Source organism: Thermomonospora sp. CIF 1 (genome assembly GCF_001896795.1).
Lineage (GTDB): Bacteria > Actinomycetota > Actinomycetes > Streptosporangiales > Streptosporangiaceae > Thermomonospora > Thermomonospora curvata.
The window spans coordinates 166,881-192,178 of sequence record NZ_MOYN02000018.1 but is presented as its reverse complement, the minus strand read 5'-3'; the positions used below and the strand labels follow the sequence as shown (position 1 = coordinate 192,178).

The window sequence follows — 25,298 nt, the reverse complement described above, 5'->3', positions numbered from 1 at the left end:
GGTTGCTGCGGTCGAGTGCGAGGAGGCACACGATGCTGATCGGTTTCGCGGTGCCGGTGGCGGGCCCCTGGGCGACCCCGGCCAATCAGGTCCGTATCGCCCGGCGCGCCGAGGAGCTCGGCTACCACTCGCTGTGGACGCTGCAGCGGCTGCTGGTGCCCGTCGGCGGCGACCCCCGCGCCGAGACCTACCGCAATGTCGGCGACCCGCTGGTCACCCTGGCCTACCTGGCGGGCCTGACCAGCCGGATCCGGCTCGGCGTGGCCGTGGTCAACCTGCCCTTCTACTCCCCTGTGCTGCTGGCCAAGCAGGCCGCCACACTCGACCAGGTCAGCGGCGGGCGGCTGGAGCTGGGACTGGGGCTGGGCTGGATGCCGCAGGAGTTCACCGCCACCGGGGCGTCCATGCAGCGGCGGGGCGCGCGGGCCGAGGAGTTCCTGGCGGCGCTGCGGTCGCTGTGGACCGAGGAGATCAGCTCCTACGCCGGGGAGTTCTACACGATCCCGCCGTCGCGGCTGGAGCCCAAACCGCTGCAGCGGCCCGCCCCGCCGATCCTGCTGGGCGGCAAGAGCGCCCCGGCGCTGCGCCGGGCCGGGCGGCTGGCCGACGGGTGGATCAGCTCCAGCACCGCCGACCTGACCACGATCGGCGAGCAGATCGAGCTGGTCCGCACGGCCGCCGCCGAGGCCGGACGGGACCCGGATGCGCTGCGGTTCGTGTGCCGGGGGGCGGTGCGGGTGCGTCCGGACGCCGGAGCAGACCGGCCCCCGCTGACCGGGTCGTATGAGCAGCTGCGCGCCGACTTCGCGGATCTGGCCGCCCAGGGCGTCACCGAGCTGTTCGTGGATTTGAACTTCGATCCGCAGCTGGCCGGGCCGGACGCCGACCCGGCCGCGGCCATGGAGCGCGCCGAGGAGACGCTGGAGGCGCTGCGCCCGGCGGGCTGACCGTCACAGCGGGGGCGGGCGGTCCTCATACGGGGTGCTGAGCACCACGGTGGTGCGGGTGGAGACGTTGGCGGCCGCCCGGATCTGCTGCAGCAGTTCCTCCAGGTCGTTGGGGGTGGCCACGCGCACCTTGAGGATGTAGCTCTCCTCCCCGGCCACCGAGTGGCAGGCCTCGATCTGGGGCAGGTGCGCCAGACGCTCGGGGGCGTCGTCGGGAGCCGCCGGGTCGATCGGCTTGATCGACACGAACGCCGTCAGCGGCAGCCCGATCTGCTCGGCGTCCAGCTGGGCCGTGAAACCCTTGATCACTCCGCGTTTTTGCAGCCGCCGCACCCGCTGGTGCACCGCCGACACGCTCAGCCCGGTCTCCTTGGCCAGATCGGTGAAGCTCATCCGGCCGTCGCGGGCCAGCAAAGCGATGATCTGACGATCCATCTCCTCCACGGAGGAAATTTAGCGTGTTCGGGCACTTCGCACGGCCGGTGTGCGGGAGGGCGGGCCGCAGCTGCCGCGGATCACCAGCTCGGTGGGCAGCACCACCGGACGGGCCCGCTCCCGCCGCGCCGGGTCGCGCCGCAGCACCTCACAGGCCCGGTACCCCATGTCGCGGGCGGGACGGGCCAGCGCCGTCAGCGGCGGGTCGCACAACTCCGCCCACGACACGTCGTCGACCATCGCGATCGACAAATCGGCGGGGACGCGCAGGTCCAGCTCCCGCGCCACCAGCACCACCGCCTCGCCCAGCAGGTGCCCGGCCGCCAGCACCGCGGTCATGTCCGGGCGGCGCTGCAGCAGGGCCGCCGCGGCGGCCAGCGCGCTGTCGCGGCCGGGCCGGGCCCGCACCACCAGGTCTGCTTCCACCTGCAGTCCCAGCTCGGCCAGCGCGGTGCGGAACGTCGTCTCCCGGACGCCGCCGGCCTCCGCCGGCGCGGCCGGGTCGCCGGTGCCCAGGAAGCCGATGCGCCGGTGGCCCAATCCGGCCAGGTACTCCACGGTCGCGCGCACCCCGGCCGCGTCGTCGGCCAGCACGGCGGGGATCTGCGGCAGCTCCTTTGGCGCGCGGTCGACGAAGACCACCGCGATGCCGGCCCGCAGCGCCGAGCGCCACCAGTCGCCCTCGGCGGCGGGGGTGGCGATGACGCCGTCCACCCGCTGTTCCACCAGGCGGTCGACGATCTCGGCCTCCCGGCCGGGGTCGCCGTGGGAGGCCTCCAGCAGCACGTGCTCGCCCAGGGTGCGGGCGCAGGCCAGCACCCCGGCGGCCAGCTCGGCGCAGAACGGGTCGGTGATCTCCCCGACGACCAGGCCGACGCTGCCGGTGCGGCGGGTCTTCAGGCCGCGGCCCAGCGCGCTGGGCCGGTACTCCAGTTCCCGGGCCGCGCGCAGCACCCGCTCCCGGGTGGCCTCGCTGACCGGCCCGGAGCCCGACAGCACCCGCGAGACGGTGGCCACCCCGACCCCGGCGCGGCGGGCCACGTCCTTGATCGTCGCCGCGCGGCTCACCGGCCGCTCGCAGACATCATCGGTGCTCGCCTCTCCCCCATCCCGGACCGTCCCATCCTCCCATGCCCAGACCTGTATGGAAACGTTTCCAATCAACCGCCGCCCACATGATCACTTCTGACTTCTCAGATTCCCGATCCCAGCGTTCACCAGCACCGATGAAATAAGGGATGGCGCGATTGGTCCACACCACTCTTGACAGCATGGCCGTCGCCTGATGAGGTTCAGTGGAAACGTATTCACCGGAGGTTGCGATGGCGCAGATCACCCTGGAGGGCGTCGACAAGGTCTACGCCGGCGGCGTCAAGGCCGTCGACTCGCTGAACCTGCACATCCGCGACGGGGAGTTCATGGTGCTGGTGGGCCCGTCCGGGTGCGGCAAGTCCACCGCGCTGCGGATGATCGCCGGGCTGGAGGACATCAGCGCCGGCACCATCACCATCGGCGACCGCGTGGTCAACGACCTGGCCCCCAAGGACCGCGACATCGCCATGGTCTTCCAGAACTACGCCCTCTACCCGCACATGACCGTGGCGCAGAACCTGGAGTTCGGCCTCAAGCTGCGCGGCGTCTCCAAGGAGGAGCGCCGCCGCAAGGTCCAGGAGGCCGCCAAGATGCTCGGCCTGGAGCAGTTCCTCGACCGCAAGCCGGCCGCGCTGTCGGGCGGGCAGCGGCAGCGGGTGGCCATGGGCCGGGCGATCGTGCGCGAACCGCAGGCGTTCTTGATGGACGAGCCGCTGTCCAACCTCGACGCCAAGCTGCGGGTGTCCATGCGCGCCTCGCTCAACCAGCTGCACGAGCGGCTCGGCGTCACCACCGTCTACGTCACCCACGACCAGGTCGAGGCCATGACGCTCGGCGACCGGGTCTGCGTGCTGCGGGAGGGCAAACTGCAGCAGGTCGACACCCCCCAGCGGCTGTTCGACCACCCGGTCAACCTGTTCGTGGCCGGATTCATCGGCTCCCCGGCGATGAACTTCGTCACCGCCGACCTGGCGCCCGGCGACGGCGAGGGCGTCTTCGCCGCCTTCGCCGGGCTGCGCCTGCCGGTGCCCCAGGACGTGCTGGCCGCCAAACCCGGCCTGGAGAAGTACCTGGGCCGCAAGGTCATCCTCGGGGTGCGCCCCTCGGACTTCGAAGACGCCGCCCACGCCAAGCCCGACTGGGCGCGCTTTGCGGTGACCGCCCAGATCACCGAGGAGCTCGGCAGCGAGATCAACGTGATCTTCACCGTGGACGCCCCGCCGGTGGAGCACAAGGACACCGCCGACCTGGCCGCCGACGTCCAGGACGACGACGATGCGGCGCTGCCGCTGCAGGAGAACAAGGCGCTGTGGACCGCCCGGGTCAACGCCCGCTCGGCGGTGCGCCCCGGCCGGCCGATCGAACTGGCCGTCGACACCAGCCGCCTGCACTTCTTCGACCCGACCACCGGGCTGGCGATCGGCCACCCCGGCGCCGCCTCCTGACGGCCGCCCGGTCGCCCTCTTCGCCGCGCCGCCCTCCGGGGCCGCCGCAGACACCCGTGCGGTTTCCGGTCCGGGGCATCGTCCGTCACGGACCGGAAACCGCGCCGGCGGTCTTCAGTTCGCGATCTCTACGTAGAAGTCGTCCTGGTCGTAGAGGATCCGGTCGTTGAGGTAGTACAGCCTCAGCAAGGTGCCGGCGGTGCTGTTGTGGCTGGGCGGCACGTAACGGACGGAGAAGTCCCAGTCAGGGCTCGCCGCACCCTCCTTCGTGCTCGCGAACGGGTACTCGTCGCACTGCCAGCTCGGGTCGTCCGGGGGCGGCGGCCCGGTCTCCTGGTAGGGCGGGCGCCGCAGGCAGGCCCGGTCCTTTTCGGCGCTGTTGGCGCGCCAGGCGGGGCCGTCGTAGGGAATGCGGTGCAACGCGGTCCCCGGAGAGGTGGTTCCTATGTACTTTCCGGGTATCCGCTTTCCGGTCGCCAGTGGATAGGTGGAATCGGGGAGCTGCTGCGCGGCGTAGATGTGCGCCGCCACGCGCTCGATCCGGGGATCGCTGAGCGAGTAGGTCAGGTGCGGGATGACCGAGTAGTAGACGCAGGCTTTCGGATAGGAGGCCTGCCCTTGGTTGAAGTAGGTCGCCGAGTCGCAGCGGATCAGGACTTCCGGGCCGTAGACCGGGAGCCCGATGTAACCGTTGCTGCTGCCGTCGAAACGGTCGCGCCAGCGGTGGTACAGGACCTTGTCGGCGCCATTGCCGGCGCTTTCATGGGAATAGATGTCCCACCGCATCCACCCGACGTTGGGCCAGGCGGCATAGGGTATGGCGGCGTCACCGGGAGCCGCGTGACAGTAGGTGAAGCTCTCACTGCAGTCGGCACGGACGCTGAGCGTCAGGTTGGGTGCCGTAAAGAGCAAGTCCCATAGGCTCCAGTCCTGGTAGTCGACATCGGTGACGCGGAAGAAGACCCGGATGCCGCGTTCATCGTTGCGCCCGTAACCGGCCTCCTCGTAGCTCACCACGTTGCTTCCCTGGTAAACGATCCGGGCACCGACCCACCGGTAATAGATCACCTGCAGTTTCTGCTTGCGGCACCAGAACCATCTGTTGACGACATGCCCGGTCGGCCGGGGCGCGGCATCATCGGACAGGCAGGACCGCACCTGTTCCTCGTCCGGGACGTCAGGAGCTCTTTTCACCCGGGGCGGCTCGTCCGTCACTTTCACTTTGGAGGTGTCGTACTTGGACACCTCGCCGTGGCGGGACGCGATGCGCCGCGCCTCTTCCCGTGCCCGGTCCGGTGTCAGGGGCTTGCGCTTCTTTTCCTCGAAGGGCGCCGGCGGATCGCCCCCGAGCTCCACTCTCTGGACCAGTGCGCCCGGTATCTTCGGCGGCTTACGGCCGGCGTCCGGCACCGGCTTGCTCGTCTTGCCCGGGTCGGGCGCATTCCGCGCAGCCGCCGACGCGGCCGGTCCCAGCGCGGCCGGCACCAGCATGATCGGCACCGAGATCGCAAGGAGCAGGAAACATCGGAGTCGCCGGAGCCACATGCCGTCTCCCTTTGAGAACTCTCACGGGTTGGCCCGGCTCGACTTCCCGCAGCCGCGAGGAAGGCATCGTTGACTTCGCCTTCACGCCCGCAGGTTCCCCGCAACAATAATGCGATCGAAGCGCAAATGCGATATGGGATCTCTATCCCGTCACCTGATGGAAAGACGAACAAGTCCGGAAGGCTACGCCCTGCGCCCTGAGTTTCGTGACATTCCAGGACCGGCAAGACACTTCGTGCAATCGTCACCAAAAACATCAGAATCGGATGTCCCTTGCCTTCCGGGAAATGGCAGATCGAGACGGAGACGGCGGCGAAGGGCGGCCGTTCCTCTCAAAGGCCCTCATTGCGAAGTCGCGCGAGCACCTCGGTGCGGCGTGCGGACGGAGCCGCGCAACGCCCGATGATCTGGTAGTGGGCGATCTCGGGATCGGAGGACAGCAGGGCGCGCAAGTCCAGACCGACGCGATGCCGCGAGAACGCCCGTCCGATGTCACCTGCGCCCGGCGCCACCGGGCCGGCGGCGGCCATGCCCGCCGCGCGCCTCATCGCCCTATGAGCGGATGGCCCGGCCGAGCGGCAAGGCGGTCACGGCACGGCGCTCCCCTCGCTCCAGCGCCGCCAGGGCCTGCGCCACCGGCGGATCCCCGATCACGCCGGCTTCCGCCGCATCACGCCGCACCAGCTCCATGGCGATCGCATGCCGGCGGTCGTGGGGGCGGCGGCGACGGCATCGACCAGCTCAGGGTCGTCCATGCGCAGCGACTGGACGTCCGGTGCCTGCGGCGGGTCGTCCGGCAACGGCAGGACCGGTGCGGCCCGCAACGGTCCCCGCAGCACATCCGGGCTCAGCCGCACCCCCGTCACCCGGGTGGCGAGCGCCAGAGCGGCCGCATCCGCCGCCTCGGGCACTTCTTCGGCCTCCGCGCTCAAACCCACGGCCTCCATCAGCGGCACCAGCCGATCCGGCTCATCGCCCCAACGCACCCGGGGACACGTTTGCCGGAACACCGTCCCCTCACGGCCGTCCACCACATGCGCGAACCGCCCGTTCCCACTGATCGCAGCCATCACCGATACGGCCTCGGTGCCCTGGGACAGGACCCGCAGAACCTCCCTGCGCGCACCTCGAAACCGTTCTCCTCCACCGTAACGGCCCACACCACCGGCCCTTCTCGATCATCGAACCGCCCGGTGGGATCGGTGAACATCACCGACTGGATGCGGCCCGGGTCGGCGCCTATCCGCCGTAGCGTCTCCTCCGCCCAAGCCCTCGGACGAAAGCGATGCAAAACGCCCCCGCCAGGCCCGGGAACCGCTCGGCCAGCCAGGCGTAATCCGCCGCCGTCACCTCACTCACAAGGACCCCTGAGACGGGAACGGGACCTGTTCTTCCGCGTGTGCCCGATGACATCACATGCTCCCGAGGCGGTGCCGTTCATTCCTCAGGAGCAGCACGTCCTCGGGCACGCCCGTGAACGTCCTCTCCCCCACCCCGGCCGGGCCGCCCGGCGGGCAACCAGCCTGGACGCCGTGCGCCACAAGCCGTCCACGCGATCGGCGGCGTGCAGAGCCGGCCGCGCGGAGCGGGCACCGGTCACGCCGGCATGCCACAGGTGATGGAACCGCCCGGACGTTCGGCGTGCCCGCTCTCCCAAGCGTCTCCCAACGGCCCTTCGCAAGGCCGGACGAGCAGCAGATGATCTTCGCTTGGGGGCGCGGGAACGGCCGGAGAGGAAATGCCGCGGGGGCGGGCACAAGGTGCACCCGCCCCCGCGGCGGCGACATCGTCGCAGGTCAGCGCGGCATCACTTGACCGAGCCGGCCAGGACGCCCTGGACGAAGTAACGCTGGAAGGCGAAGAAGACGACCAACGGCACCAGCATCGAAAGGAACGCGCCCGAGGAGATGATGTCGATGTTGGAGCCGAACTGGCGGGTCTGCTGCTGGATCGCCACGGTCAGCGGGTAGGAGTCCTCGTCCCCGAAGATCAACGCGATCAGCAGGTCGTTCCACACCCACAGGAACTGGAAGATGGCCAGCGAGGCGATGGCCGGGCCGCCCAGCGGGAAGATCACGCGGCGGAAGATGGTCCACTCGGTGCCGCCGTCCATGCGGGCGGCCTCCAGCAGGTCGCGGGGGATGCCGGCGAAGTAGTTGCGCAGCAGGAAGATCGCGAACGGCAGCCCGTAGGCGGTGTGGAACAGCACGATGCCCGGGATGGTGCCGAACAGGCCGACATTGCCGAACAACTGGATCAGCGGGATCAGCCCCACCTGCACCGGCACCACCAGCAGCGCCACCACGCCCAGAAACAGCCAGTCGCGGCCGGGGAAGTCGATCCAGGCGAAGGCGTAGGCGGCCAGCGCCGCCACGACCACCACCAGCACCGTGGTGGGCACGGTGATCATCACGGTGTTGACGAAGCCGCGGGTGATGGAGTCGTTGTCCAGCAGGTTGCCGTAGTTGGCCAAGGTCAGCTGGGCCGGCGCGGTCAGCACCGTCCACCAGCCGCCGGCGGCGTTGTCGGCCGACGAGCGCAGCGAGGCGATGAACAGGCCGATGGTGGGCACCAGCCACACCAGCGCGATGAGCACCAGCACGACCTGCACGGCCGTGCCGCCCAGCCGGCCGACGATACGGGAGGCCACCGAGCGGCGCGGCGCCCCGGCCGCCCGGTCCACCGGTGCTGCCTGTGTGTCGACGGTCATCGGCGGCTCACCCCTGCTCGGCTCGGAAACGACGGATGTTGAAGATCATCGCGGGCAGCACCAGCAGGAACAGCACCACCGCGATCGCGCTGCCCAGCCCCTGGTCGGGGCTTTCGCCGACGAAGGACACCAGGTACATCCGCAGCGCCAGCACATTGGCGTCCTGCAGCGACGAGCCCGGCGCCATGATGTAGACCAGGTCGAAGATCTTCAGCACGTTGATGACCAGCGTCACGAACACCACCACCAGCACCGGCGCCAGCAGCGGGATGGTCACCCTGCGGAAGACCTGCCACTCGGTGGCCCCGTCCACCCGGGCTGCCTCCAGCGCATCCCGGGGGATGGCCGCCAGCCCGGCGCCGATGAGGACCATGGCGAAACCGGCCCACATCCACACGTACGCGCCGATGATCGCCGGGGTCACCAGGCTGGGGCCCAGCCAGGTCACGCCGCCATAGGGCGGGGTGAAGTTGTCGGCGGCAAGGCGCAGCGTGTAGGAGCCGGGCGCCAGCCCGCCCAGCTCGAAGGTGCCGTCGTCGCGGGAGGTGGTGGTGGCCACCACCTTGCCGCCCGACAGCGCCTCGATCTTGACCTCGGGCAGGCCCTTTTCGTTGCCGTCGATCTGGTTGACCGTGCCGCCGCCGGGGGCGAAGTCGGCCCACACGGTGCCGGTGATGGCGTCCGGCTTGGCGGCGGCGGGACGGGCCGGCTGCAGTTCCCGCTGCTTGGCGGGCGAGATCGACACCAGCGGCAGCAGCGTCGTCTGCCCCGGCTGAACCTGCTCGGCGGTCACGTACGCCCGCTCGTCCTCAGGGCCTTCGGGACGCAGCGGGCTGCCCTGCTCGCGGGGCCGCGCCCCCGGGTAAGGGGAGGGAGAGACGAAGGTGTCGTGGATGCCGACCGCGATGGCGTTGAGCACGCCCCGTTCGGGCGAGTGGTCGTAGACCAGCGTGAAGATCACACCGGCGGCGACCATGGAGATCGCCATCGGCATGAACACGATGGTCTTGAAGGCCGCCGCCCAGCGGATCCGCTCGGTGAGCACCGCGAAGATCAGCCCGAACGCGGTGATCAGCGCGGGCGCCACCGCCACCCAGATGGCGTTGTTCTTGATGGCGGTGAAGGTGGCCGAGTCGGTGAACATGGTGACGTAGTTGTCGAACCAGATGAACTGATCACCGTCGGCGTCATACAGGCTGCGCCACAGGGTGTACCCGATCGGGTACACCACCAGCAGCGCCAGCAGGATCAGCGCCGGCGCCAGGAACCCGCCGGCCAGCCACGGCGGGGGGCCCAGCCGCCCGCGCCCGGTGCTTCGGGCGGCGGGCGCGGCGGTCGGCTCGGCCGTCGCGGCGGGTCCGGGCGGGGAGGTTGCCTGCCCGTCCGGCTGCTCCTTACGCGGCGCGGACGGGTCGAAGGTGTCGGTCATCGCGCTCTCCCGGAGGCTCGGCGAGGTGTCCTGCACCTGCTGGGGAGGGTCGGGACGTCCCCGAAGCGGCACGCCGCCGCGGGGTGCGGGCGGGTCGGCCCGCTCTCCCCCGGAGGCGCGGCCCCCCGGGGGAGAGGGGTCATCGGCCGGTCGGCTCAGGACTTGAAGGCGGCGGCTGCGGCCTTCTCCAGCTTCTCGGCGGTGCCGTCCACATCGTCGGGGTCGGCCAGGAAGTCCTGCAGGATCTTCCACTCGCCGGAGCCCTTGGTGCCGCCGAAGGCGGCCGGGGCCAGGTCGGACATGTCGAAGCGGAAGGCGTCACCGGCGTCGATCACCGCCTTGGCGATCCGCCGCTGCACCTCGTCGGGGTAGACCGACAGGTCCAGCGCCTTGTTGGGGGAGATGAACCCGCCCTGCTCGGCCCAGACCTTGGCGGCCTCGGGGGTGGCCAGGAACTTCATCAGCTCCCGCGCCGCGGGGGTGTCCTTCATCATCACCGCCACGTCACCGGCGCCCACCACGGGAGTGGTGCTGCCGGCGGCGGGGAAGGGGAAGAAGTCGGCGTCGGTGCCGACCTTGGAGTTGGTGGCCGAGGTGATCTCGGAGGCGACGAAGTCGGCGCCGGGCAGCATGGCGGCCTTGGGCTCATCGCCGAACACCGCCGGCACCGAGGCGGGGAACTCGGTCTGCAGCGCGCCCTTGGCGCCGCCTGCCAGGTAGGAGTCCTTGCCCCAGATCTCGGCCAGCTTGCGCAGCGCCTCCTTGACCGTGGGGTCGGTGTACTTGATCTCGTGCTTGGAGAGCTGGTCGTACTTCTCCGGCCCGGCCACCGACAGGTACACGTTCTCGAACCAGTCGGTCAGCACCCAGCCGTCGGCGGCGCCGACGGAGATGGGGGTGGTGCCGGCGTCGGAGAGGGTCTGGGCGGTCTTGACGAAGTCGTCCCAGGAGGCGGGGGGCGTGGTGATGCCGGCGTCGGCGAAGGCCTGCTTGCGGTACCAGACGGTGGACTTGCTGGAGGCCTTGAAGTAGACGCCGTAGACGGTGCCCTCGTGGGAGCCGAGGTCCTGCCAGACCTTGGCGAAGTTCTGCTGCACCAGGGACTTGGCCTCATCCGGCAGCGGCTTGATCCAGCCCTTTTCGGCGAACTCCACCAGCACGCCCTGCTGCGGCAGGAACGCCACGTCCGGCGGCGCGTTGCCCTCCACCTTGGAGCCGAGGTAGGCGGCGACGTTGTCGCCGGTGGGGGTGTAGGTGACCTCGGCGCCGGTGCGCTTTTCGAACTCGTCGAGGACCTTCTGGAACTTGGCGCCCTCGTTGGAGCCGGTCCAGATCGCCGCCACGGTGAGTTTCTGGCCCTTCAGGGCGCCGTCGCCGGAGCCGGAGTCGTCTCCGCCGCCGCAGGCCGCGGCGGTGGAGACCGCCAGCCCGGCGGCCAGGACGGCGCCCAGCAGCCGCCGCCGGCCCATCGAACGTCTTCCGTCCCTCATGCGGTTTCCTTCCTCGGGGAAGGCTGCGTCGAGTCCCAGATCGACGCGCCTGTATCGGGATCGAAGAAATGCACCCGTCCGGTGTCGACCTGGGCGGCGACCTGGTCGCCGACCTTGATCCGGGTGCGGGGGCTGAACCGGGCGACCATGGTGGTGCCCGCGGCCCCCGGTCCTTCGGGTACGTCGGCGCCCACGTCGCGCGCCAGTTCCCGGGTGTCCTCGGTGACCACCTGTTCGGCGTCCACCGAAAAATGCACCAGCACGTCGGAGCCCATCGCCTCGACCAGGTCGGCGACGGCGGTCAGCCGGGCGTGCTCGGGCCCGCCGCTGAGCGCGGCGTCCTCCATGTCCTCGGGGCGGATCCCGGCGATGACCGGCCGGTTCACATACGAGCGCAGCGCCGGCCGGTGCTGCAGCACCTCCTGCGGCAGCGTCAGGGTCTGGCCGCCGCGGAAGCGCAGCAGCAGCCGCCCGTCCTCCTCCGCGAGCGTGCCCTTGAGCAGGTTCATGGCCGGGGAGCCGATGAAGCCGGCCACGAACAGGTTGGCCGGGCGGTCGTACAGCTCCTGCGGGGGCGCGATCTGCTGGAGCACGCCGCGTTTCATCACCGCGACCCGGTCGCCGAGCGTCATCGCCTCGGTCTGGTCGTGGGTGACGTAGATGGTGGTGACGCCCAGGTCGCGCTGGATGCGGGCGATCTCGGCGCGCATCTGCACCCGAAGCTTGGCGTCGAGGTTGGACAGCGGCTCGTCCATCAAGAACGCCTGCGGCTGGCGGACGATCGCCCGGCCCATGGCCACCCGCTGCCGCTGGCCGCCCGACAGGTGGCGGGGCTTGCGGTCCAGGTGGTCGCGCAGCCCCAGCAGGTCGGCGGCCTGCTCGACCTTGCGGCGGATCTCGTCCTTGGGGACCTTGCGCAGCGACAGCCCGAAGCCGATGTTGTCGCGCACCGACAGGTGCGGGTAGAGGGCGTAGCTCTGGAAGACCATGGCCACGTCGCGGTCGCGGGCCGGCACCCGGTTGACCACCCGGTCGCCGATGCGGATCTCGCCGGTGGAGATCTCCTCCAGGCCCGCCACCATGCGCAGCGCGGTGGTCTTGCCGCACCCGGACGGCCCCACCAGCACCAGGAACTCCCCATCGGCGATGTGCAGGTTCAGGTCGGTGACCGCCTGGAAGCCGTCGGGGTAGATCTTGCCGACACCTGACAGGACGACCTCGGCCACGACGTCTCCTTCGCTCGCTGCAACGTCAGGGACATCCGCCTGTAACCCCGACGGAACACATAAGCCGTACCCCGCTCCTATCCAGGGCCGCAACCGTCATACGCTTCGCAAAAGGTTCGTGAAGAGATCGTTATAACGGCCAGGCACCTTTCAGACAGGCGTAAGGGAAGTCTGACGGCGCTCGGCGCCCCTGCTCGGAGCGGCATCTTCGCAGGTCACCGCCTCAATGAGGCAGGCAGGGGCCCGTGCGGAGCCCCTGCCTGCCTCATCCTGCGCCGAATATCGGACGGCGCGATACGGCCCGTTGCGGCCAGGCCGCCTCGGGGTCAGTCCACGACGATCAGGTCGCGCTCGACGTGGTTCACCGACTCGAAGCCGTCCTCGGTGCACACCACGATGTCCTCGATGCGGGCGCCGTGCTCGCCGGGGTAGATGCCCGGCTCCACCGAGAAGGCCATGCCCGGCTCCAGCGGGCGGGTGTTGCCGGCCACGATGTAGGGCTCCTCGTGGGTCTCCAGCCCGATGCCGTGCCCGGTGCGGTGGATGAAGAACTCCCCGTAGCCGGCCTCGGCGATCACCTCGCGGGCCGCGGCGTCCACCTGCTCGGGCGTCACCCCCGGACGCACCGCCCGGCAGGCGGCCTGCTGCGCCCGCCGCAGCACCTGGTAGTAGGCGGTGTAGGCGGCCGGGGGCTCGCCGATGCAGTAGTTGCGGGTCTCATCGGAGCAGTAGCCGCTGGGCATGGTGCCGCCGATGTCGATCACCACCGGCTCGCCGGGGCCGATCACCCGGTCCGACAGCTCATGGTGCGGGCTGGCGGCGTTCGGGCCGGAGGCGACGATCACGAAGTCCACCTTGGCGTGCCCCTCGGCGACGATGGCCTCGGCGATGTCGCGGCCGACCTCCCGCTCGGTGCGGCCGGCCTTCAGCAGCGCCGGCACCTGGCGGTGCACCCGGTCGATCGCCGCGCCCGCCTCGCGCAGCGCGGCGATCTCGGCCGGGCTCTTGCGGGCCCGCAGCCGGCCCATCACCCGCCCGGCCGGCACCTGCCGGGCCTGCGGCATGGCCTCCTGGAAGCGCAGCGCCATCACCGCCCACATCCGGTCGGCCACGCCCACCGCCCGCGCCGCCGGCAGCCGGCGGGCGACCAGCGCGTACGGGTCGTCGGTCTCCTCCCAGGGCACCATCTCCACATCCAGCGCGCCGGCCGGGGAGGCCTGGGCGGCGGCCAGCTCCAGGCGGGGCACCACCAGGAACGGCTCCCCGTGGGCCGGGACCACCAGGCAGGTCAGCCGTTCCAGCTGGATGGCGTCATAACCCGTCGCATAGCGCAGGTCCGGGCCGGGGGTCAGCAGCAGGGCGTCCAGCCCGGCCTCGGCGGTCGCCTCCCGGACCCGGGCCAGCCGGGAGGGCGGGTACAACTGCGTCAGATCCGGTTTCATCACGATCACGGTCCTTCGTCGCTGGGATGCTCCCAGCATCCCAGCACCTGCGGCGTGCTCCGGCGGGCCGGGGAACGTCCCCGGCACGTGGCACGATGGCCCCCATGGATGCGCTGATGCTGCTCGACACGCCGTCGCTGTACTTTCGGGCGTTCTTCGGCGTGCCCGAGTCGGTGACCGCGCCGGACGGCACACCGGTCAACGCGGTGCGCGGCCTGATCGACATGATCGCCCGTCTGGTGGCCGACCGCTCCCCCGCCCGCCTGGTGTGCTGCATGGACGCCGACTGGCGACCGGCCTTTCGAGTGGCGGCGCTGCCGTCCTACAAGGCGCACCGGGTGGCCGCCGACGGCGGCGACCAGGTGCCCGATGCGCTGGCGGCACAGCTGCCGATCATCGACGCGGTGCTGGAGGCGGCCGGGCTGGCGCGCGCCGGGGTGCCCGGTTATGAGGCCGACGATGTGATCGGCACGCTGGCCGTGCGGCATGCGGCCGGCGGCGGCGCGGTCGACATCGTCACCGGCGACCGGGACCTGTTCCAGCTGGTGGACCGGCGCGGGCCGATCCAGGTGCTCTACACCGCGCGCGGGGTGCGCAACCTGCAGGTCATGGGCGAGGAGGAGGTCGCGGCCCGCTACGGCATCCCCGGCCGCGCCTACGGCGAGTACGCCGCCCTGCGCGGCGACCCCAGCGACGGGCTGCCGGGAGTGCCCGGGGTGGGCGACAAGACCGCCGCGGCGCTGGTCAGCCGGTTCGGCTCGGTCGCCGGCATCCTGCAGGCCCTGGACGCGGGAGTCACCGAGGGCTTCCCCGCGGGCAGCCGCCGCCGGCTGGAGGCGGCCCGCGAGTATCTGGCCGCCGCCGAGACCGTGGTGAAGGTGGTCACCGACATCGACGCACCCGAGCTGACGGCGCTGGAGGACGAGCTGCCCCGCCGGCCGCGCGACGAGCAGGCGCTGAGCGCCCTGGCCGAGCGGTGGAATCTGGGCGGTCCCGTCGGGCGGCTGCGCAAGGCGCTGGCCGCCGCTTCCTGACCGGGCCGTCCGGCGGCCTGTGTCAGGTGACACAGACCACGGCCGCCGCCCGGCAGATCATGCTCTCAGGCCATCCATGTCCGCGGCTGGTCAGTGACGGGCCGGTGCCCAGGGCCGGGCGAACCCCACTCCCTCTCGCCGGGGCACCGGCTCCCCGTCGCCGGGAAAGACCGGCACCGCCTGGGACGGGGTCCGGGGGTTTTCTCGCCGGACGGCAGGGGGTCGCCGTCCCGGGGGGGACGGGCCGGCGGGCGGTGCCCGGCGATCCGCCGCCCACCGGCCTGGCCGGCGCTGACGCGGTCAGGCGACCGAGGAGTAGGCGACCACCCCGCGGCGCAGCCCGTCCATGGCCTTGCCCGCCGTCTGCCGGACCCGGCTGCCCTCGGGGGCGGCGTCGGCGACCTGGCCGAGCAGGTCGATCAGCTGCTTGACCGCCCGCACGAAGTCACCGGCGGTCATCTGCGACTCCAGCAGCACCTCATCCAGCGAATGGCCCGAGGCCCACCGGTAGGCGGTCCAGGCGAATCCCAGGTCGGGCTCGCGCAGGAACGACACCCGGTTGTCCCGCTCGATGGCCTCCAGCTCCCCCCACAGCCGCATCATGGCGGCCAGCGCCTCCTGGGCGGCGCCGGGCGGGGTGCGGGGGGTCACCGCGTCGTCGGGCTGCCGGGACTCGTACACCAGCGCCGACACGCACGCCGCCAGCTCGGCGGGCTCCAGCTCCTCCCACAGGCCGGCGCGCAGGCTCTCGGCGGTCAGCAGGTCCAGCTCGTTGTAGATGCGGCCCAGCCGCCGTCCCTCCTCGGTGACGGTGTCGCCCTCCAGGTAGCCCAGCTGCTCCAGCACCGCGCACACCCGGTCGAAGGTGCGGGCGATCACCTGGGAGCGGCCCTCCACCCGGCGGCGCAGCGCGTCGGTATCCCGCTTGAGCCGGAAGTAGCGCTCGGCCCAGCGGGCGTGGTCTTCGCGCTCGTCGCAGCCGTGGCAGGGGTGGCGGCGGATCTCCCGGCGCAGCCGGGAGATCTCCTCATCGTCCACCGCAGGGGTGCTGCGCCGCCCCCGGTGGGCCTTGACCTGCGCGTCGGGCACCTTGTTGCGCAGCGTGGCGGCCAGGTCGCGGCGCTGCTGGGGGCTGCGCGGGCTGAAGGAGCGGGGGATGCGGATCCGCTCGATCGGCTCCACCGGGTGGGGGAAGTCCAGCACCGACAAGCGCTGCACCGACCGCTGGGCGGTCAGCACCAGCGGGGCGGGGCCGTCAGAGCGCCGGCCCAGCCCCGGGTCCAGCACCACCGCCAGGCCCGAGCGCCGCCCGGACGGCACGACGATCACATCGCCGGGGCGCAGCCGCTCCAGCGAGCGGATCGCCTCGGCGCGGCGGGCGCTGGAACGCTCCCGGGCCAGTTCGGCCTCCCGGTCCGACAGCCGCCGGCGCAGCGCCGCGTACTCCATGAAGTCGCCCAGGTGGCAGGCGGCGGCCTCGGCGTAGCCGGCCAGGGCCTCTTCGTTGCGGTGCACCTGGCGGGCCAGGCCCACCACCGCCCGGTCGGCCTGGAACTGGGCGAAGGACTCCTCCAGCAGGTTGCGGGCGCGTTCCCGGCCGACCGCGCCGACCAGGTTGACGGCCATGTTGTAGGAGGGGCGGAAGCTGGAGTTGAGCGGATAGGTGCGGGTGCCGGCCAGCCCGGCCACCGCGAACGGGTCCATGCCCGGCGACCAGATCACCACCGCATGGCCTTCGACGTCGATGCCGCGCCGCCCGGCCCGCCCGGTCAGCTGGGTGTACTCCCCCGGGGTCAGGTCGGCGTGGGTTTCGCCGTTCCACTTGTCCAGCTTTTCGATCACCACGGTGCGGGCGGGCATGTTGATGCCCAGCGCCAGCGTCTCGGTGGCGAACACCGCCTTGATCAGACCGCGGACGAACAATTCCTCCACGATCTCCTTGAAGGTCGGCAGCATCCCGGCGTGGTGGGCGGCGATGCCGCGCATCAGCCCTTCCAGCCACTGGTCATAGCCCAGCACGCGCAGGTCCTCATCGGCCAGGTCGGCGGTGCGCAGCTCGACGTGGGCGCGGATCTCCTCGGCCTCCTGGCGGGAGGTCAGCCGCAGCCCGGCGTGCAGGCACTGGGCGACGGCGGCGTCACAGCCGGCCCGGCTGAAGATGAAGGTGATGGCCGGCAGCAGCCCGGCCCGGTCCAGCCGCTGGATGACCTCCGGGCGGGAGGGGGGACGGAAGCGGGGCGGGCGGGCGATGCGCTTGCGGCCGGTGCGCCGGCCGGAGTTGATCTTGGCGCGGCGGATCTCCTCCACCGCGATGTTGCGCAACTGCGGGTTGATCTTGGGGCGGTCCTGCCCGTCGCCGGTGTCGACGAACAGGTCATACAGCCGGTTGCCGACCAGCATGTGCTGAAACAGCGGCACCGGCCGGTGCTCATCGACGATCACCGCGGTCTCGCCGCGGACCTCCTGCAGCCACTCGCCGAACTCCTCGGCGTTGGAGACGGTGGCCGACAGCGCCACGATCCGCACCGAGTCCGGCACGTGGATGATGACCTCTTCCCACACCGCGCCGCGGAACCGGTCGGCCAGGTAGTGCACCTCGTCCATGACGACGAAGGCCAGCCCGGCCAGGGTGGGCGAGCCGGCGTACAGCATGTTGCGCAGCACCTCGGTGGTCATCACCACGATCGGCGCTTCGCCGTTGACGCTGTTGTCGCCGGTCAGCAGGCCGACCTTGCCCGGGCCGTAGCGGCGCACCAGGTCGGCGTACTTTTGGTTGGACAGCGCCTTGATGGGCGTGGTGTAGAAGCACTTGCGCCCTTCCAGCAGCGCCAGGTGGACGGCGAACTCCCCCACCACGGTCTTGCCCGACCCGGTGGGGGCGGCCACCAGCACGCCCTTGCCCGCCTCCAGCGCCCGGCAGGCCTCCAACTGGAACTCATCCAGCTCGAAGTCGTACAGGGTCTGGAAGTCCAGCAGTGCGGGCCCGTTGTCGCGGACGCGCGCACGGTAGGCGGCGTACCGCTCGGCGGGCGTGGTACCAGGGGAACTCATGGCATCGAGCCTATGGTTTGGCCCGCCCCGTTCCGAACCGCTCGCCGCACGCTCGCCCGGCCCGCTCAGCGGGTCGGCTCCACGCGGTCGCCGCCGGCGTCCTCGCGCAGCCCCTTCTCCAGCTCGGCGTCGATCTCCTCGAGGTTCAGCGGGGCCGCCTCATCGTCGGACAGTCCCGCATACGGGTCGGGACGGCGGGCCCGCCGCCGGTCGTTCAGGAACGCCAGCAGCGCCGCGGCCTCGAACAGCAGCACGGTCGGCAGGGCCAGGGCCAGCATGGTGAACGGGTCGGCGCTGGGGGTGGCCACCGCCGAGAACACGAAGATGCCGAAGATGATGATCCGCTGGGACTTGCGGATGCGGGCCGAGGTCAGCACCCCGGCCAGGTTGAGGATCACCACGAACAGCGGCAGTTCGAACGTCAGCCCGAACACCAGCAGCATCGCCAGCACATAACCGAGGTAATGGTCCACGGTGATCAGTGCGGCCACGTCTTCAGGCACGAAGCCCAAAAAGATCGACAGTCCCTTGTCGACGGTGAGATAGGCCAGTGCCGTGCCGACGAAGAACAGGGGAATCGCCGCGCCCATGAAGATATAGGTCCAGCGGCGTTCATTGCGGTACAATCCCGGCGCCACGAAGGCCCAGAGCTGATACAGCCACACCGGCGCCGACAGCACCGCCCCGATGATAAAGGCGATCTTCAGCCGCAGGAAAAAGGCGGAGAAGATGCCGTTGACCACCAGTGAACAGGCGCCGTTGAGGTCCTTGGACTCCGGCAGGGCGCAGTAGGGCTCTTTGAGGAAGTCCCAGACCGGCTGGAAGATGATCCAGCCGATGACCGTGCCGAGCAACAGGCCCAAGATGGCCTTGATCAGCCGGTTGCGCAGCTCACGGAGATGGTCCATGAGCGGCATCCGGCCCTCGGGGTCGACCGCCCTTCGCCGCCTGGTCAGTCTCATCATCAAGATCGCAGCTCGCGCCTGTTCGCCGGGATCAGCAGGTCAGTGGCTCTTTTCCGGCACGTGGTCTCCGGTGCCGGCAATGGAGGCCCCAGGGGTGCCCGGTGCCGTGTCGCCATTGCCACGGCATCGTCCCTTGCCCGCGGCCGGTCCACTTTGACCGGCGGAAACGGCGTGCCGGGTGAGGTTCAGTGGTTGCGCGCCTGGTTGGGGTCCACCGGAACGCCCTGAATGGGCTGCCCGGGGGGCAGCTGGGGCTGCTGCGGCTGCGCGTACTGCTGAGGCTGCTGCGGCTGGGCGGTGTACTGCTGCGGCTGCGGAGCCGGCTGCTGGGGGCGCGAGAGCTCCTCGTCGTCCTCCTGCAGACCCCTGGCCTCGGCCTTGAGAATGCGCGCGGACCTGCCCAGGGACCGGGCGAGCTGCGGCAGCTTCGCCGATCCGAACAACAGCATGACCACCGCAAGGATGATCAGAATTTCGGTCCAGCCGAGTCCAGCCATGTCCCACCTCTTCAGCGGATGCCGTTCACGTCGATCGTACGCCGTCATCGACGTGGTCGGGCTCCCGTGTCCGCCGCAACCGGCGAAGTTCACCTTTCAGCGCCGACCGTTCAGGTTCCAGCCGCCGCCTGGCACGGTCGAGTTCACGTCCCAGGATCTGCACCGCGCGCACCACCTTGACCGTGCACACCGCCAGCACGGCCAGCCCGGCGAAGACCATCGCGACGAAGACCTGAGCCCAACCCACTCCGTCACGGTAGCGAATCACCGTGGCCTGCGATAGCCCGAAAAAAGCGTGGTCTACAACACCCGCGCAAGGCGGCCGCCGTTTCGCCGGCCATTCCGCTCCTCCCGCAACGGACCTGATCGCAGGCCGGTCAGGCGCCGGCCGTCGCGTAGTGCGCCAGGGCGCGGGCGGCCTCGTCGCGGACGGAGGCGGCCAATTCGGCCGGACCGATGATGCGTCCCTGGTCGCCCAGCCGCAGCGCCAGAGCCCGCACCCAGCGCCGGTCGGACGTGCGCAGCACCACGCGCAGCCGCCCCTCGCCGAGCTCTTCGACGCTCTCACACGGGTAGTGGTCGGCCACCCAGCGTCCGGCCGGGGTCAGCTCGAAGGTGACGGCGATGTCGTCGGGCGAGGGGTGAAACAGCCGACCGGCCTGCACATCCCGCGGCTCGGCCTCCTCGGGCACCTGCGCGGGCACCTCCTCCAGCACCGTCAGCTCCACGATCCGGTCCACCCGAAACAGCCGCACCGCCTCGGCGCGGCGGCACCAGCCCTCCAGGTAGGCCCGGCCGTCGACCACCAGCAGCCGCATCGGGTCCACATCGCGCTCGGTGTTCTCGTCGCGGGCCGGCACGTAGTAGGTCAGGTGCAGCCGGCGGCCCCGGGCGATGGCGTCGCGGATGCGGGCCGCCGTCGCCCCGTCGCTGTCGGCCTCCACCTGCACCGCCACCTGGCTGCCGACCGCGGCGGCGGCCTGCCCGGCGGCCTCCTCCAGCTTGGCGATCAGGCGGCTGACGGCGTCGCGGTCGCGCGCATCGCCGATCTCGGCCAGCATGCGCAGCGCCACCAGCAGCGCCCCGGCCTCGTCCACCTTCAGCCGCAGCGGCCGGGCGATCGACTCGGCCTCGGCGACGGTGATCTCCCCGCCCTCATACGACAGGTCGATCGGGCAGTAGGGGTCGGGAGCGCGCAGCTCCACGCACCACAGCATGTTCAGGTCGTCGATCAGCTGCTTTTCGGTGACGCCGAAGTCGGCGGCGGCCTCGGCCACCGCCACGGTGTCGCGGCTGACCACGTACGGCACCAGCGCCAGCAGCCGGGCCAGCCGGTCACTGGAGGTGTTGTGCCTGCTCATGCCCCTCCTCTGGGCGGCCGTCGTGCCCGGCCAGCACCGACTTCAGATGGCAGATGACGGCCTCGCGCAAATCCGGCGGGTCCAGCACCACCACATCGGCGCCGAAGCGGGCCAGGTAGGGGGCGAACCGTTCGGCCTCGCCGAAGGTCAGCTCCGCCTCGTCCCACTCCCCATCGCCGGGGCGGACCTCGCCGGCCCAGCGGCGCAGCCCCTGGGCGGCCCCGGCGCGCAGCCGCACGGTCGCGCTGCGCGGCGCGGCGGGCGCCTCCCCCCGGTCGAAGGCGATCTTGCGGATGTCCACTCCCTCGGGGACGGTGACGCTGCCGGGCCGCCCATCGGGCACCACCTCGCCGATGATGCGGCTGAGGCGGAACACCCGGGTGTCGCGCCGGTCGGTGTCGAAACCGACCACATACCAGCGGCCCCGGCGGCTGAGCACCCCCCACGGCTCCAGGTGGCGGCGGGAGGCGGAGGTGCGCCCGACGCCCTGGTAGTCGAAGGCGACCGGGTAGCGGCCCTTGACCGCCTCCCACAGCGCCGGGAAGGCCGGCTCTTCGGTGTCCACCCGCGGCTCGATGCCCAGCGATTCGGACCCGGAGGTGTCGATCCCGGCGGCGCGCAGCTTCAGCAGCGCCCCGGAGGCCGCCTCGGCCAGGCTGGCGCGCTGCCACACCCGGGCCGCCAGGCCCAGCACCGCGGTCTCATCGGGGGTCAGGTGGATGTCGGGCAGCTCATAGTCGCGCGGGGGGATGCGGTATCCGGCCTCGCCGCCGTCCTCGCTGCCGACCTCCAGCGGGATGCCCAGCTCGCGCAGCTCCTCCTTGTCGCGCTCGAACATCCGCTTGAAGGCCTCATCGGAGTCGGGGTAGCCGGGCACCGCGCGGCGGATCTGCTCGGCGGTGAGATAACGCCGGGTGGCCAGCAGGCACACCACCAGACCCAGCAGACGCTCGGTCTTGCGCCGTGACACGACCCACCACCTCGATCCTTGAGCGCGGGGCGGCCGGTCCGCCCGAACTCGCCGCCGCTGCCGTCATCGTCCCTTCCAAGACGCTACCGTTTCCGGCGTGATCCGATGGCGCAAAGGCAGGGTGGAACGCGTTCGCCGGGAATGGTCCGGGGCGGTCGAGCTGGAGGTCGCCATCGGCGGCGCGGACGGCACGGTGCGCGCGCTGGCCTACCCGGCGCTGGTGGGACGCCCCGAGCCCGGGGATGAGGTGCTGCTCAACACCACCGCGCTGGCCATGGGGCTGGGCACCGGCGGCTATGCGATGGTGGTGGCGGTGCCCGACCGGCTGCCGCCGGACCCGTCCGGCCCCGGCCACCTGGTCAAGGCCCGCTACACGCCGCTGCAGGCCACCGTGCTGGGCGCCGACGAGCAGGGCTCCCCCCACCATGAGCTGCTGCGCGAGGCCGACTCCCTGGAGGGGATGCCGGTGATCGTCGCCGATCTGCACTCGGCGCTGCCGGCGATTCTGGCCGGGTTGTTGGCGGAGCGTCCGGGCACGCGCGTGGTGTACGTGATGACGGACGGGGGCGCGCTGCCGGCCTGGTTCTCGATGTCGATCGCCAAGCTGAAGGAGGCCGGGGCGCTGGCCGCCACCGTCACGGTGGGGCAGGCCTTCGGCGGCGACCTGGAGGCGGTGACGGTGCACACCGGGCTGCTGGCCGCCCGGCTGGTCGCCGGCGCCGAGGCGGTGGTGGTGGCGCAGGGGCCGGGCAACCTCGGCAGCGGCACCCGCTGGGGGTTTTCGGGGGTGTCGGCGGGCGAGGCGGTCAACGCCGCCGCGGTGCTGGCGGGCCGCCCGATCGCCGCGCTGCGCGTCAGCGAGGGCGACCGGCGGGCGCGGCACATCGGCGTCTCCCACCACAGCCTGACCGCCTATGGCCGGGTGGCGCTGGCCCGGGCCGAGGTGGTGGTGCCCGAGCTGCCCGGCGAGTTCGGCGCGCGCGTCGCCGAACAGGCCGCCGCACTCGGTGAGCGGCACGAGCTGGTGCACATCCCGGTGGACGGCCTGCACCAGACGCTGGCGGAGGCCGAGCGGCGCTGGGGCGTGCGGCTGTCGACGATGGGCCGCCGCCTGGATGAGGACCTGCCCTACTTCCTGGCCGCGGCCGCCGCCGGCCGCCACGCCGCCGCGGTGCTGTGACCGCCCGGCGCCAGTGGGCTTTCAGTGGGCGCCGAGGATGTCGACGACGTAGATCAGCGTGTCGTCGCCCTTGATCCCATAGTGCGCCAGCCCCTGGGAGCCGTAACCCCACTTGGGCGGGACGACCAGCAGCATCCGGCTGCCGACCTTCTGGCCCACCAGCCCTTCGTCGAAGGCCTTGATGTCCTGGCCCACCCCCAGGATCTCCCCGGCGGGCCGCCCTTCGCTCCAGGTGGAGTAGAACTCCTTGCCGGTCCGCCACAGCACGCCGGTGAAGTGCAGCACCACCAGCTGGTTGGCGCGCACGGCCGGCCCCGAGCCCTCCACCAGGGTGCGCACCTGCAGCGTCGAGGGCGGGGCCGAGCGGGGGACGGTGACCTTCGGCGCCCGGCCGGCCCCGGCGTCGGCGACCGCGGGCAGGGTGGCCTCCGGCGGCGGCTGGGTCTTGCCCTGGGCCCGGGAGTTCTTGGAGTAGGTGGCGTGCAGGTCCAGCACGTACACCAGCGAGTCGTGCGCGCCGACCTGGTGCTGGGCGTTGCCCTGCGCGCCGTAGCCCTCCTCGGGCGGGATGACGGCGGCGACGCGGCTGCCGACCTTCCGGCCGACCAGCGCCTTGTCCAAGCCCGGAATCAGCTTGCCGGAGGGGAAGGCGCTGGGACGCCCGGCGGCGTAGCTGCTGTCGATCAGGCGGCTGCCGGCGCCGTTCCAGCGGTAGCCGACATAGGAGGCCACCACCAGGTCGCCCTTGGCCACCGTGGCGCCCTTCCCCTCGTGCAGGGTGGAGATCACCAGCTTGTCGCCGGGCTCGGCGTCCTTGGGGAAGGTCACCTCCGGACGTTTGCCGTACTCACCGGTCACCTTCACCGGCAGATCGCCGCCCAGGCAGGCGGTCAGCGTCAGCGAGGCGGCCGCCAACGCGGCCGAAAGCTTGATCAGACGACGGCGCATGGACGTCCTTCGGGGTGACGGGGCCTGACTGAGCGCACACCCTACCGGCTGGTCACCCCGAAGGCAGCTATGTCACATGCCTGCGATGAGCTTGTCCACCCGTTCGTCCACCGCGCGGAAGGGGTCCTTGCACAACACGGTGCGCTGCGCCTGGTCGTTGAGCTTCAGGTGCACCCAGTCGACGGTGAAGTCGCGGCGCTTCTCCTGGGCGCGGCGGATGAACTCCCCGCGCAGCCGGGCCCGGGTGGTCTGCGGCGGCACCGACTTGGCCTCGAAGATGCGCAGGTCGTTGGTGACGCGCTCCACCGAGCCGCGCCGCTCCAGCAGGTAGTACAGGCCCCGGCCGCGGTGCACGTCGTGGTAGGCCAGGTCCAGCTGGGCCACCCGGGGGGAGCTGAGCGGCAGGTCGTACTTGCGCCGGTACCGCTCGATGAGCTGGTACTTGGTCACCCAGTCGATCTCCCGGGCGACCAGGTCCAGATCCCCGGTCTCCACCGCGCGCAGGGTGCGTTCCCACAGGTCCAGCACCCGGTGGGCGACCGCGTCGCCGCCGCGCCGGTCGATGAAGTCCTTGGCCTTGCCGTAGTACTCCTTCTGGATGTCCAGGGAGCTGGCTTCGCGGCCGTTGGCCAGCCGGACCTTGCGGCGGCCGGTCATGTCGTGGCTGACCTCGCGGATGGCCCGGATGGGGTTCTCCAGCGTCAGGTCCCGCATCACCACCCCGGCCTCGATCATCCGCAGCACCAGGTCGGTGGCGCCGACCTTGAGCAGCATGGTCGTCTCGCTCATGTTGGAGTCGCCGACGATCACATGCAGCCGGCGGAACCGCTCGGCGTCGGCGTGCGGTTCGTCGCGGGTGTTGATGATCGGGCGGGAGCGGGTGGTGGCCGAGGAGACCCCCTCCCAGATGTGCTCGGCGCGCTGGGAGACGCAGTAGACCGCGCCGCGGGGGGTCTGCAGCACCTTGCCGGCCCCGCAGATGATCTGGCGGGTGACCAGGTAGGGGATCAGCACATCGGCCAGGCGGCCGAACTCCCCGTGCCGCCCCACCAGGTAGTTCTCGTGGCAGCCGTAGGAGTTGCCGGCCGAGTCGGTGTTGTTCTTGAACAGGTAGATGTCCCCGGCGATGCCCTCCTCGCGCAGCCGCCGTTCGGCGTCCACGAGCAGGCCCTCCAGGATGCGCTCCCCCGCCTTGTCGTGCGTCACCAGGTCGATGACGCTGTCGCACTCGGGCGTGGCGTACTCGGGGTGGCTGCCCACGTCCAGGTAGAGCCGCGCGCCGTTGCGCAGGAACACGTTGCTGCTGCGGCCCCACGACACCACCCTGCGGAACAGGTAGCGCGCCACCTCGTCGGGTGACAGCCGCCGCTGCCCGCGGAAGACGCAGGTGACCCCGTACTCGTTTTCAAGCCCGAAGATCCGCCTCTCCACACCTCGACCTTATGTGCCCGGAGGCCGACTCGACAGTCTCAATGTGCTTTTTTCAATATGCGATCTTGAGATTCGGGGTGGGAGGGAGCGGCGGCGCCCG

At 71.2% G+C, this 25,298-nt stretch carries 22 protein-coding genes; 4 read left to right on the top strand and 18 right to left on the bottom strand.

Annotated elements, in window-relative coordinates:
• The first annotated feature begins 32 nt into the window (after window positions 1-32).
• Entirely contained in the window at window positions 33-947 is a 915-nt protein-coding gene (locus tag BUE48_RS11575) for a TIGR03619 family F420-dependent LLM class oxidoreductase (protein ID WP_012852684.1), read from the top strand.
• 3 nt (window positions 948-950) lie between these two features.
• Here the strand turns inward: BUE48_RS11575 and BUE48_RS11570 are convergent, their stop codons facing one another.
• Both BUE48_RS11570 and BUE48_RS11565 read right to left on the bottom strand, forming a co-directional pair.
• The gene (locus tag BUE48_RS11570) at window positions 951-1,382 is read right to left on the bottom strand and encodes an Lrp/AsnC family transcriptional regulator (RefSeq protein WP_012852683.1); all 432 of its coding nucleotides are present in this window, start codon (window positions 1,380-1,382) and stop codon (window positions 951-953) included.
• 18 nt (window positions 1,383-1,400) lie between these two features.
• Window positions 1,401-2,450 (bottom strand): LacI family DNA-binding transcriptional regulator, encoded by a 1,050-nt coding sequence (locus BUE48_RS11565; protein ID WP_012852682.1) that lies wholly within the window; start codon window positions 2,448-2,450, stop codon window positions 1,401-1,403.
• A gap of 254 nt (window positions 2,451-2,704) precedes the next feature.
• Between BUE48_RS11565 and BUE48_RS11560 the strand changes: the two genes are divergently transcribed.
• Window positions 2,705-3,919: an ABC transporter ATP-binding protein gene (locus tag BUE48_RS11560; protein ID WP_012852681.1), complete on the top strand. Its 1,215-nt coding sequence runs from the start codon at window positions 2,705-2,707 to the stop codon at window positions 3,917-3,919.
• Between the two features lie 114 nt (window positions 3,920-4,033).
• Here BUE48_RS11560 and BUE48_RS11555 read toward each other — a convergent pair whose 3' ends face one another.
• The 8 genes from BUE48_RS11555 to BUE48_RS11520 form a co-directional block, all read right to left on the bottom strand.
• On the bottom strand, window positions 4,034-5,464 hold the full coding sequence (locus BUE48_RS11555; RefSeq protein ID WP_012852680.1) for a NucA/NucB deoxyribonuclease domain-containing protein: 1,431 nt from the start codon (window positions 5,462-5,464) through the stop codon (window positions 4,034-4,036).
• A gap of 332 nt (window positions 5,465-5,796) precedes the next feature.
• Complete coding sequence (locus tag BUE48_RS11550; RefSeq protein WP_286989780.1) at window positions 5,797-6,012, bottom strand: hypothetical protein; 216 nt, start codon at window positions 6,010-6,012, stop codon at window positions 5,797-5,799.
• Window positions 6,013-6,114: 102 nt separating this feature from the next.
• Complete coding sequence (locus tag BUE48_RS11545) at window positions 6,115-6,624, bottom strand: DUF6461 domain-containing protein (protein ID WP_286989779.1); 510 nt, start codon at window positions 6,622-6,624, stop codon at window positions 6,115-6,117.
• A gap of 647 nt (window positions 6,625-7,271) precedes the next feature.
• Window positions 7,272-8,174 (bottom strand): carbohydrate ABC transporter permease, encoded by a 903-nt coding sequence (locus BUE48_RS11540; protein ID WP_012852677.1) that lies wholly within the window; start codon window positions 8,172-8,174, stop codon window positions 7,272-7,274.
• Between the two features lie 7 nt (window positions 8,175-8,181).
• Window positions 8,182-9,603 (bottom strand): ABC transporter permease subunit, encoded by a 1,422-nt coding sequence (locus BUE48_RS11535; protein ID WP_012852676.1) that lies wholly within the window; start codon window positions 9,601-9,603, stop codon window positions 8,182-8,184.
• 155 nt (window positions 9,604-9,758) lie between these two features.
• Window positions 9,759-11,093, bottom strand: a complete 1,335-nt coding sequence (locus tag BUE48_RS11530) for an ABC transporter substrate-binding protein (RefSeq protein WP_012852675.1) — start codon at window positions 11,091-11,093, stop codon at window positions 9,759-9,761.
• Window positions 11,090-12,319: an ABC transporter ATP-binding protein gene (locus tag BUE48_RS11525; RefSeq protein ID WP_012852674.1), complete on the bottom strand. Its 1,230-nt coding sequence runs from the start codon at window positions 12,317-12,319 to the stop codon at window positions 11,090-11,092. Before BUE48_RS11525 ends, BUE48_RS11530 begins: the two co-directional genes overlap by 4 nt.
• A gap of 326 nt (window positions 12,320-12,645) precedes the next feature.
• Window positions 12,646-13,761 (bottom strand): M24 family metallopeptidase, encoded by a 1,116-nt coding sequence (locus BUE48_RS11520; protein WP_041439564.1) that lies wholly within the window; start codon window positions 13,759-13,761, stop codon window positions 12,646-12,648.
• Between the two features lie 104 nt (window positions 13,762-13,865).
• Between BUE48_RS11520 and BUE48_RS11515 the strand changes: the two genes are divergently transcribed.
• Window positions 13,866-14,795 carry a 5'-3' exonuclease gene (locus tag BUE48_RS11515; RefSeq protein WP_148232995.1) on the top strand — a complete coding sequence of 310 codons (930 nt, stop codon included), beginning with the start codon at window positions 13,866-13,868 and terminating at the stop codon, window positions 14,793-14,795.
• Between the two features lie 300 nt (window positions 14,796-15,095).
• On the opposite strand, the gene BUE48_RS11510 is transcribed toward BUE48_RS11515, so the two are convergent.
• From BUE48_RS11510 to BUE48_RS11485, 6 genes are all read right to left on the bottom strand, one after another.
• Window positions 15,096-17,846 (bottom strand): DEAD/DEAH box helicase, encoded by a 2,751-nt coding sequence (locus BUE48_RS11510; protein WP_286989778.1) that lies wholly within the window; start codon window positions 17,844-17,846, stop codon window positions 15,096-15,098.
• Between the two features lie 65 nt (window positions 17,847-17,911).
• On the bottom strand, window positions 17,912-18,763 hold the full coding sequence (tatC, locus tag BUE48_RS11505) for a twin-arginine translocase subunit TatC (protein ID WP_052305486.1): 852 nt from the start codon (window positions 18,761-18,763) through the stop codon (window positions 17,912-17,914).
• Between the two features lie 233 nt (window positions 18,764-18,996).
• Window positions 18,997-19,308, bottom strand: a complete 312-nt coding sequence (gene tatA / locus BUE48_RS11500; protein WP_012852669.1) for a Sec-independent protein translocase subunit TatA — start codon at window positions 19,306-19,308, stop codon at window positions 18,997-18,999.
• A gap of 25 nt (window positions 19,309-19,333) precedes the next feature.
• Complete coding sequence (locus BUE48_RS11495) at window positions 19,334-19,555, bottom strand: hypothetical protein (protein ID WP_245537032.1); 222 nt, start codon at window positions 19,553-19,555, stop codon at window positions 19,334-19,336.
• Window positions 19,556-19,685: 130 nt separating this feature from the next.
• Window positions 19,686-20,669, bottom strand: coding sequence for a helix-turn-helix transcriptional regulator (locus tag BUE48_RS11490; protein ID WP_012852667.1), 984 nt, complete (start codon window positions 20,667-20,669; stop codon window positions 19,686-19,688).
• A complete protein-coding gene (locus BUE48_RS11485; protein ID WP_012852666.1) occupies window positions 20,644-21,639 on the bottom strand; it encodes a helix-turn-helix transcriptional regulator in 996 nt (331 codons plus the stop codon). The genes BUE48_RS11490 and BUE48_RS11485 overlap by 26 nt, the downstream gene beginning before the upstream one ends.
• A 97-nt stretch (window positions 21,640-21,736) precedes the next feature.
• Between BUE48_RS11485 and BUE48_RS11480 the strand changes: the two genes are divergently transcribed.
• Window positions 21,737-22,819 carry a DUF3866 family protein gene (locus tag BUE48_RS11480; protein WP_286989777.1) on the top strand — a complete coding sequence of 361 codons (1,083 nt, stop codon included), beginning with the start codon at window positions 21,737-21,739 and terminating at the stop codon, window positions 22,817-22,819.
• 21 nt (window positions 22,820-22,840) lie between these two features.
• Here the strand turns inward: BUE48_RS11480 and BUE48_RS11475 are convergent, their stop codons facing one another.
• Both BUE48_RS11475 and pafA read right to left on the bottom strand, forming a co-directional pair.
• Window positions 22,841-23,767 (bottom strand): FKBP-type peptidyl-prolyl cis-trans isomerase, encoded by a 927-nt coding sequence (locus BUE48_RS11475; RefSeq protein ID WP_012852664.1) that lies wholly within the window; start codon window positions 23,765-23,767, stop codon window positions 22,841-22,843.
• 72 nt (window positions 23,768-23,839) lie between these two features.
• Window positions 23,840-25,198, bottom strand: a complete 1,359-nt coding sequence (pafA, locus tag BUE48_RS11470; protein WP_012852663.1) for a Pup--protein ligase — start codon at window positions 25,196-25,198, stop codon at window positions 23,840-23,842.
• Window positions 25,199-25,298: the final 100 nt, after the last annotated feature.

Bases quoted from the DNA above. Each gene is read 5' to 3' on its own strand.
- BUE48_RS11575 (WP_012852684.1), top strand. From the start codon at position 33: ATGCTGATCGGTTTCGCGGTGCCGGTGGCGGGCCCCTGGGCGACCCCG.
- BUE48_RS11570 (WP_012852683.1), bottom strand. From the start codon at position 1,382: ATGGATCGTCAGATCATCGCTTTGCTGGCCCGCGACGGCCGGATGAGC.
- BUE48_RS11560 (WP_012852681.1), top strand. From the start codon at position 2,705: ATGGCGCAGATCACCCTGGAGGGCGTCGACAAGGTCTACGCCGGCGGC.
- BUE48_RS11555 (WP_012852680.1), bottom strand. From the start codon at position 5,464: ATGTGGCTCCGGCGACTCCGATGTTTCCTGCTCCTTGCGATCTCGGTG.
- BUE48_RS11550 (WP_286989780.1), bottom strand. From the start codon at position 6,012: ATGAGGCGCGCGGCGGGCATGGCCGCCGCCGGCCCGGTGGCGCCGGGC.
- BUE48_RS11540 (WP_012852677.1), bottom strand. From the start codon at position 8,174: ATGACCGTCGACACACAGGCAGCACCGGTGGACCGGGCGGCCGGGGCG.
- BUE48_RS11535 (WP_012852676.1), bottom strand. From the start codon at position 9,603: ATGACCGACACCTTCGACCCGTCCGCGCCGCGTAAGGAGCAGCCGGAC.
- BUE48_RS11530 (WP_012852675.1), bottom strand. From the start codon at position 11,093: ATGAGGGACGGAAGACGTTCGATGGGCCGGCGGCGGCTGCTGGGCGCC.
- BUE48_RS11520 (WP_041439564.1), bottom strand. From the start codon at position 13,761: ATGAAACCGGATCTGACGCAGTTGTACCCGCCCTCCCGGCTGGCCCGG.
- BUE48_RS11515 (WP_148232995.1), top strand. From the start codon at position 13,866: ATGGATGCGCTGATGCTGCTCGACACGCCGTCGCTGTACTTTCGGGCG.
- BUE48_RS11510 (WP_286989778.1), bottom strand. From the start codon at position 17,846: ATGAGTTCCCCTGGTACCACGCCCGCCGAGCGGTACGCCGCCTACCGT.
- tatC (WP_052305486.1), bottom strand. From the start codon at position 18,763: ATGCCGCTCATGGACCATCTCCGTGAGCTGCGCAACCGGCTGATCAAG.
- tatA (WP_012852669.1), bottom strand. From the start codon at position 19,308: ATGGCTGGACTCGGCTGGACCGAAATTCTGATCATCCTTGCGGTGGTC.
- BUE48_RS11490 (WP_012852667.1), bottom strand. From the start codon at position 20,669: ATGAGCAGGCACAACACCTCCAGTGACCGGCTGGCCCGGCTGCTGGCG.
- BUE48_RS11475 (WP_012852664.1), bottom strand. From the start codon at position 23,767: ATGCGCCGTCGTCTGATCAAGCTTTCGGCCGCGTTGGCGGCCGCCTCG.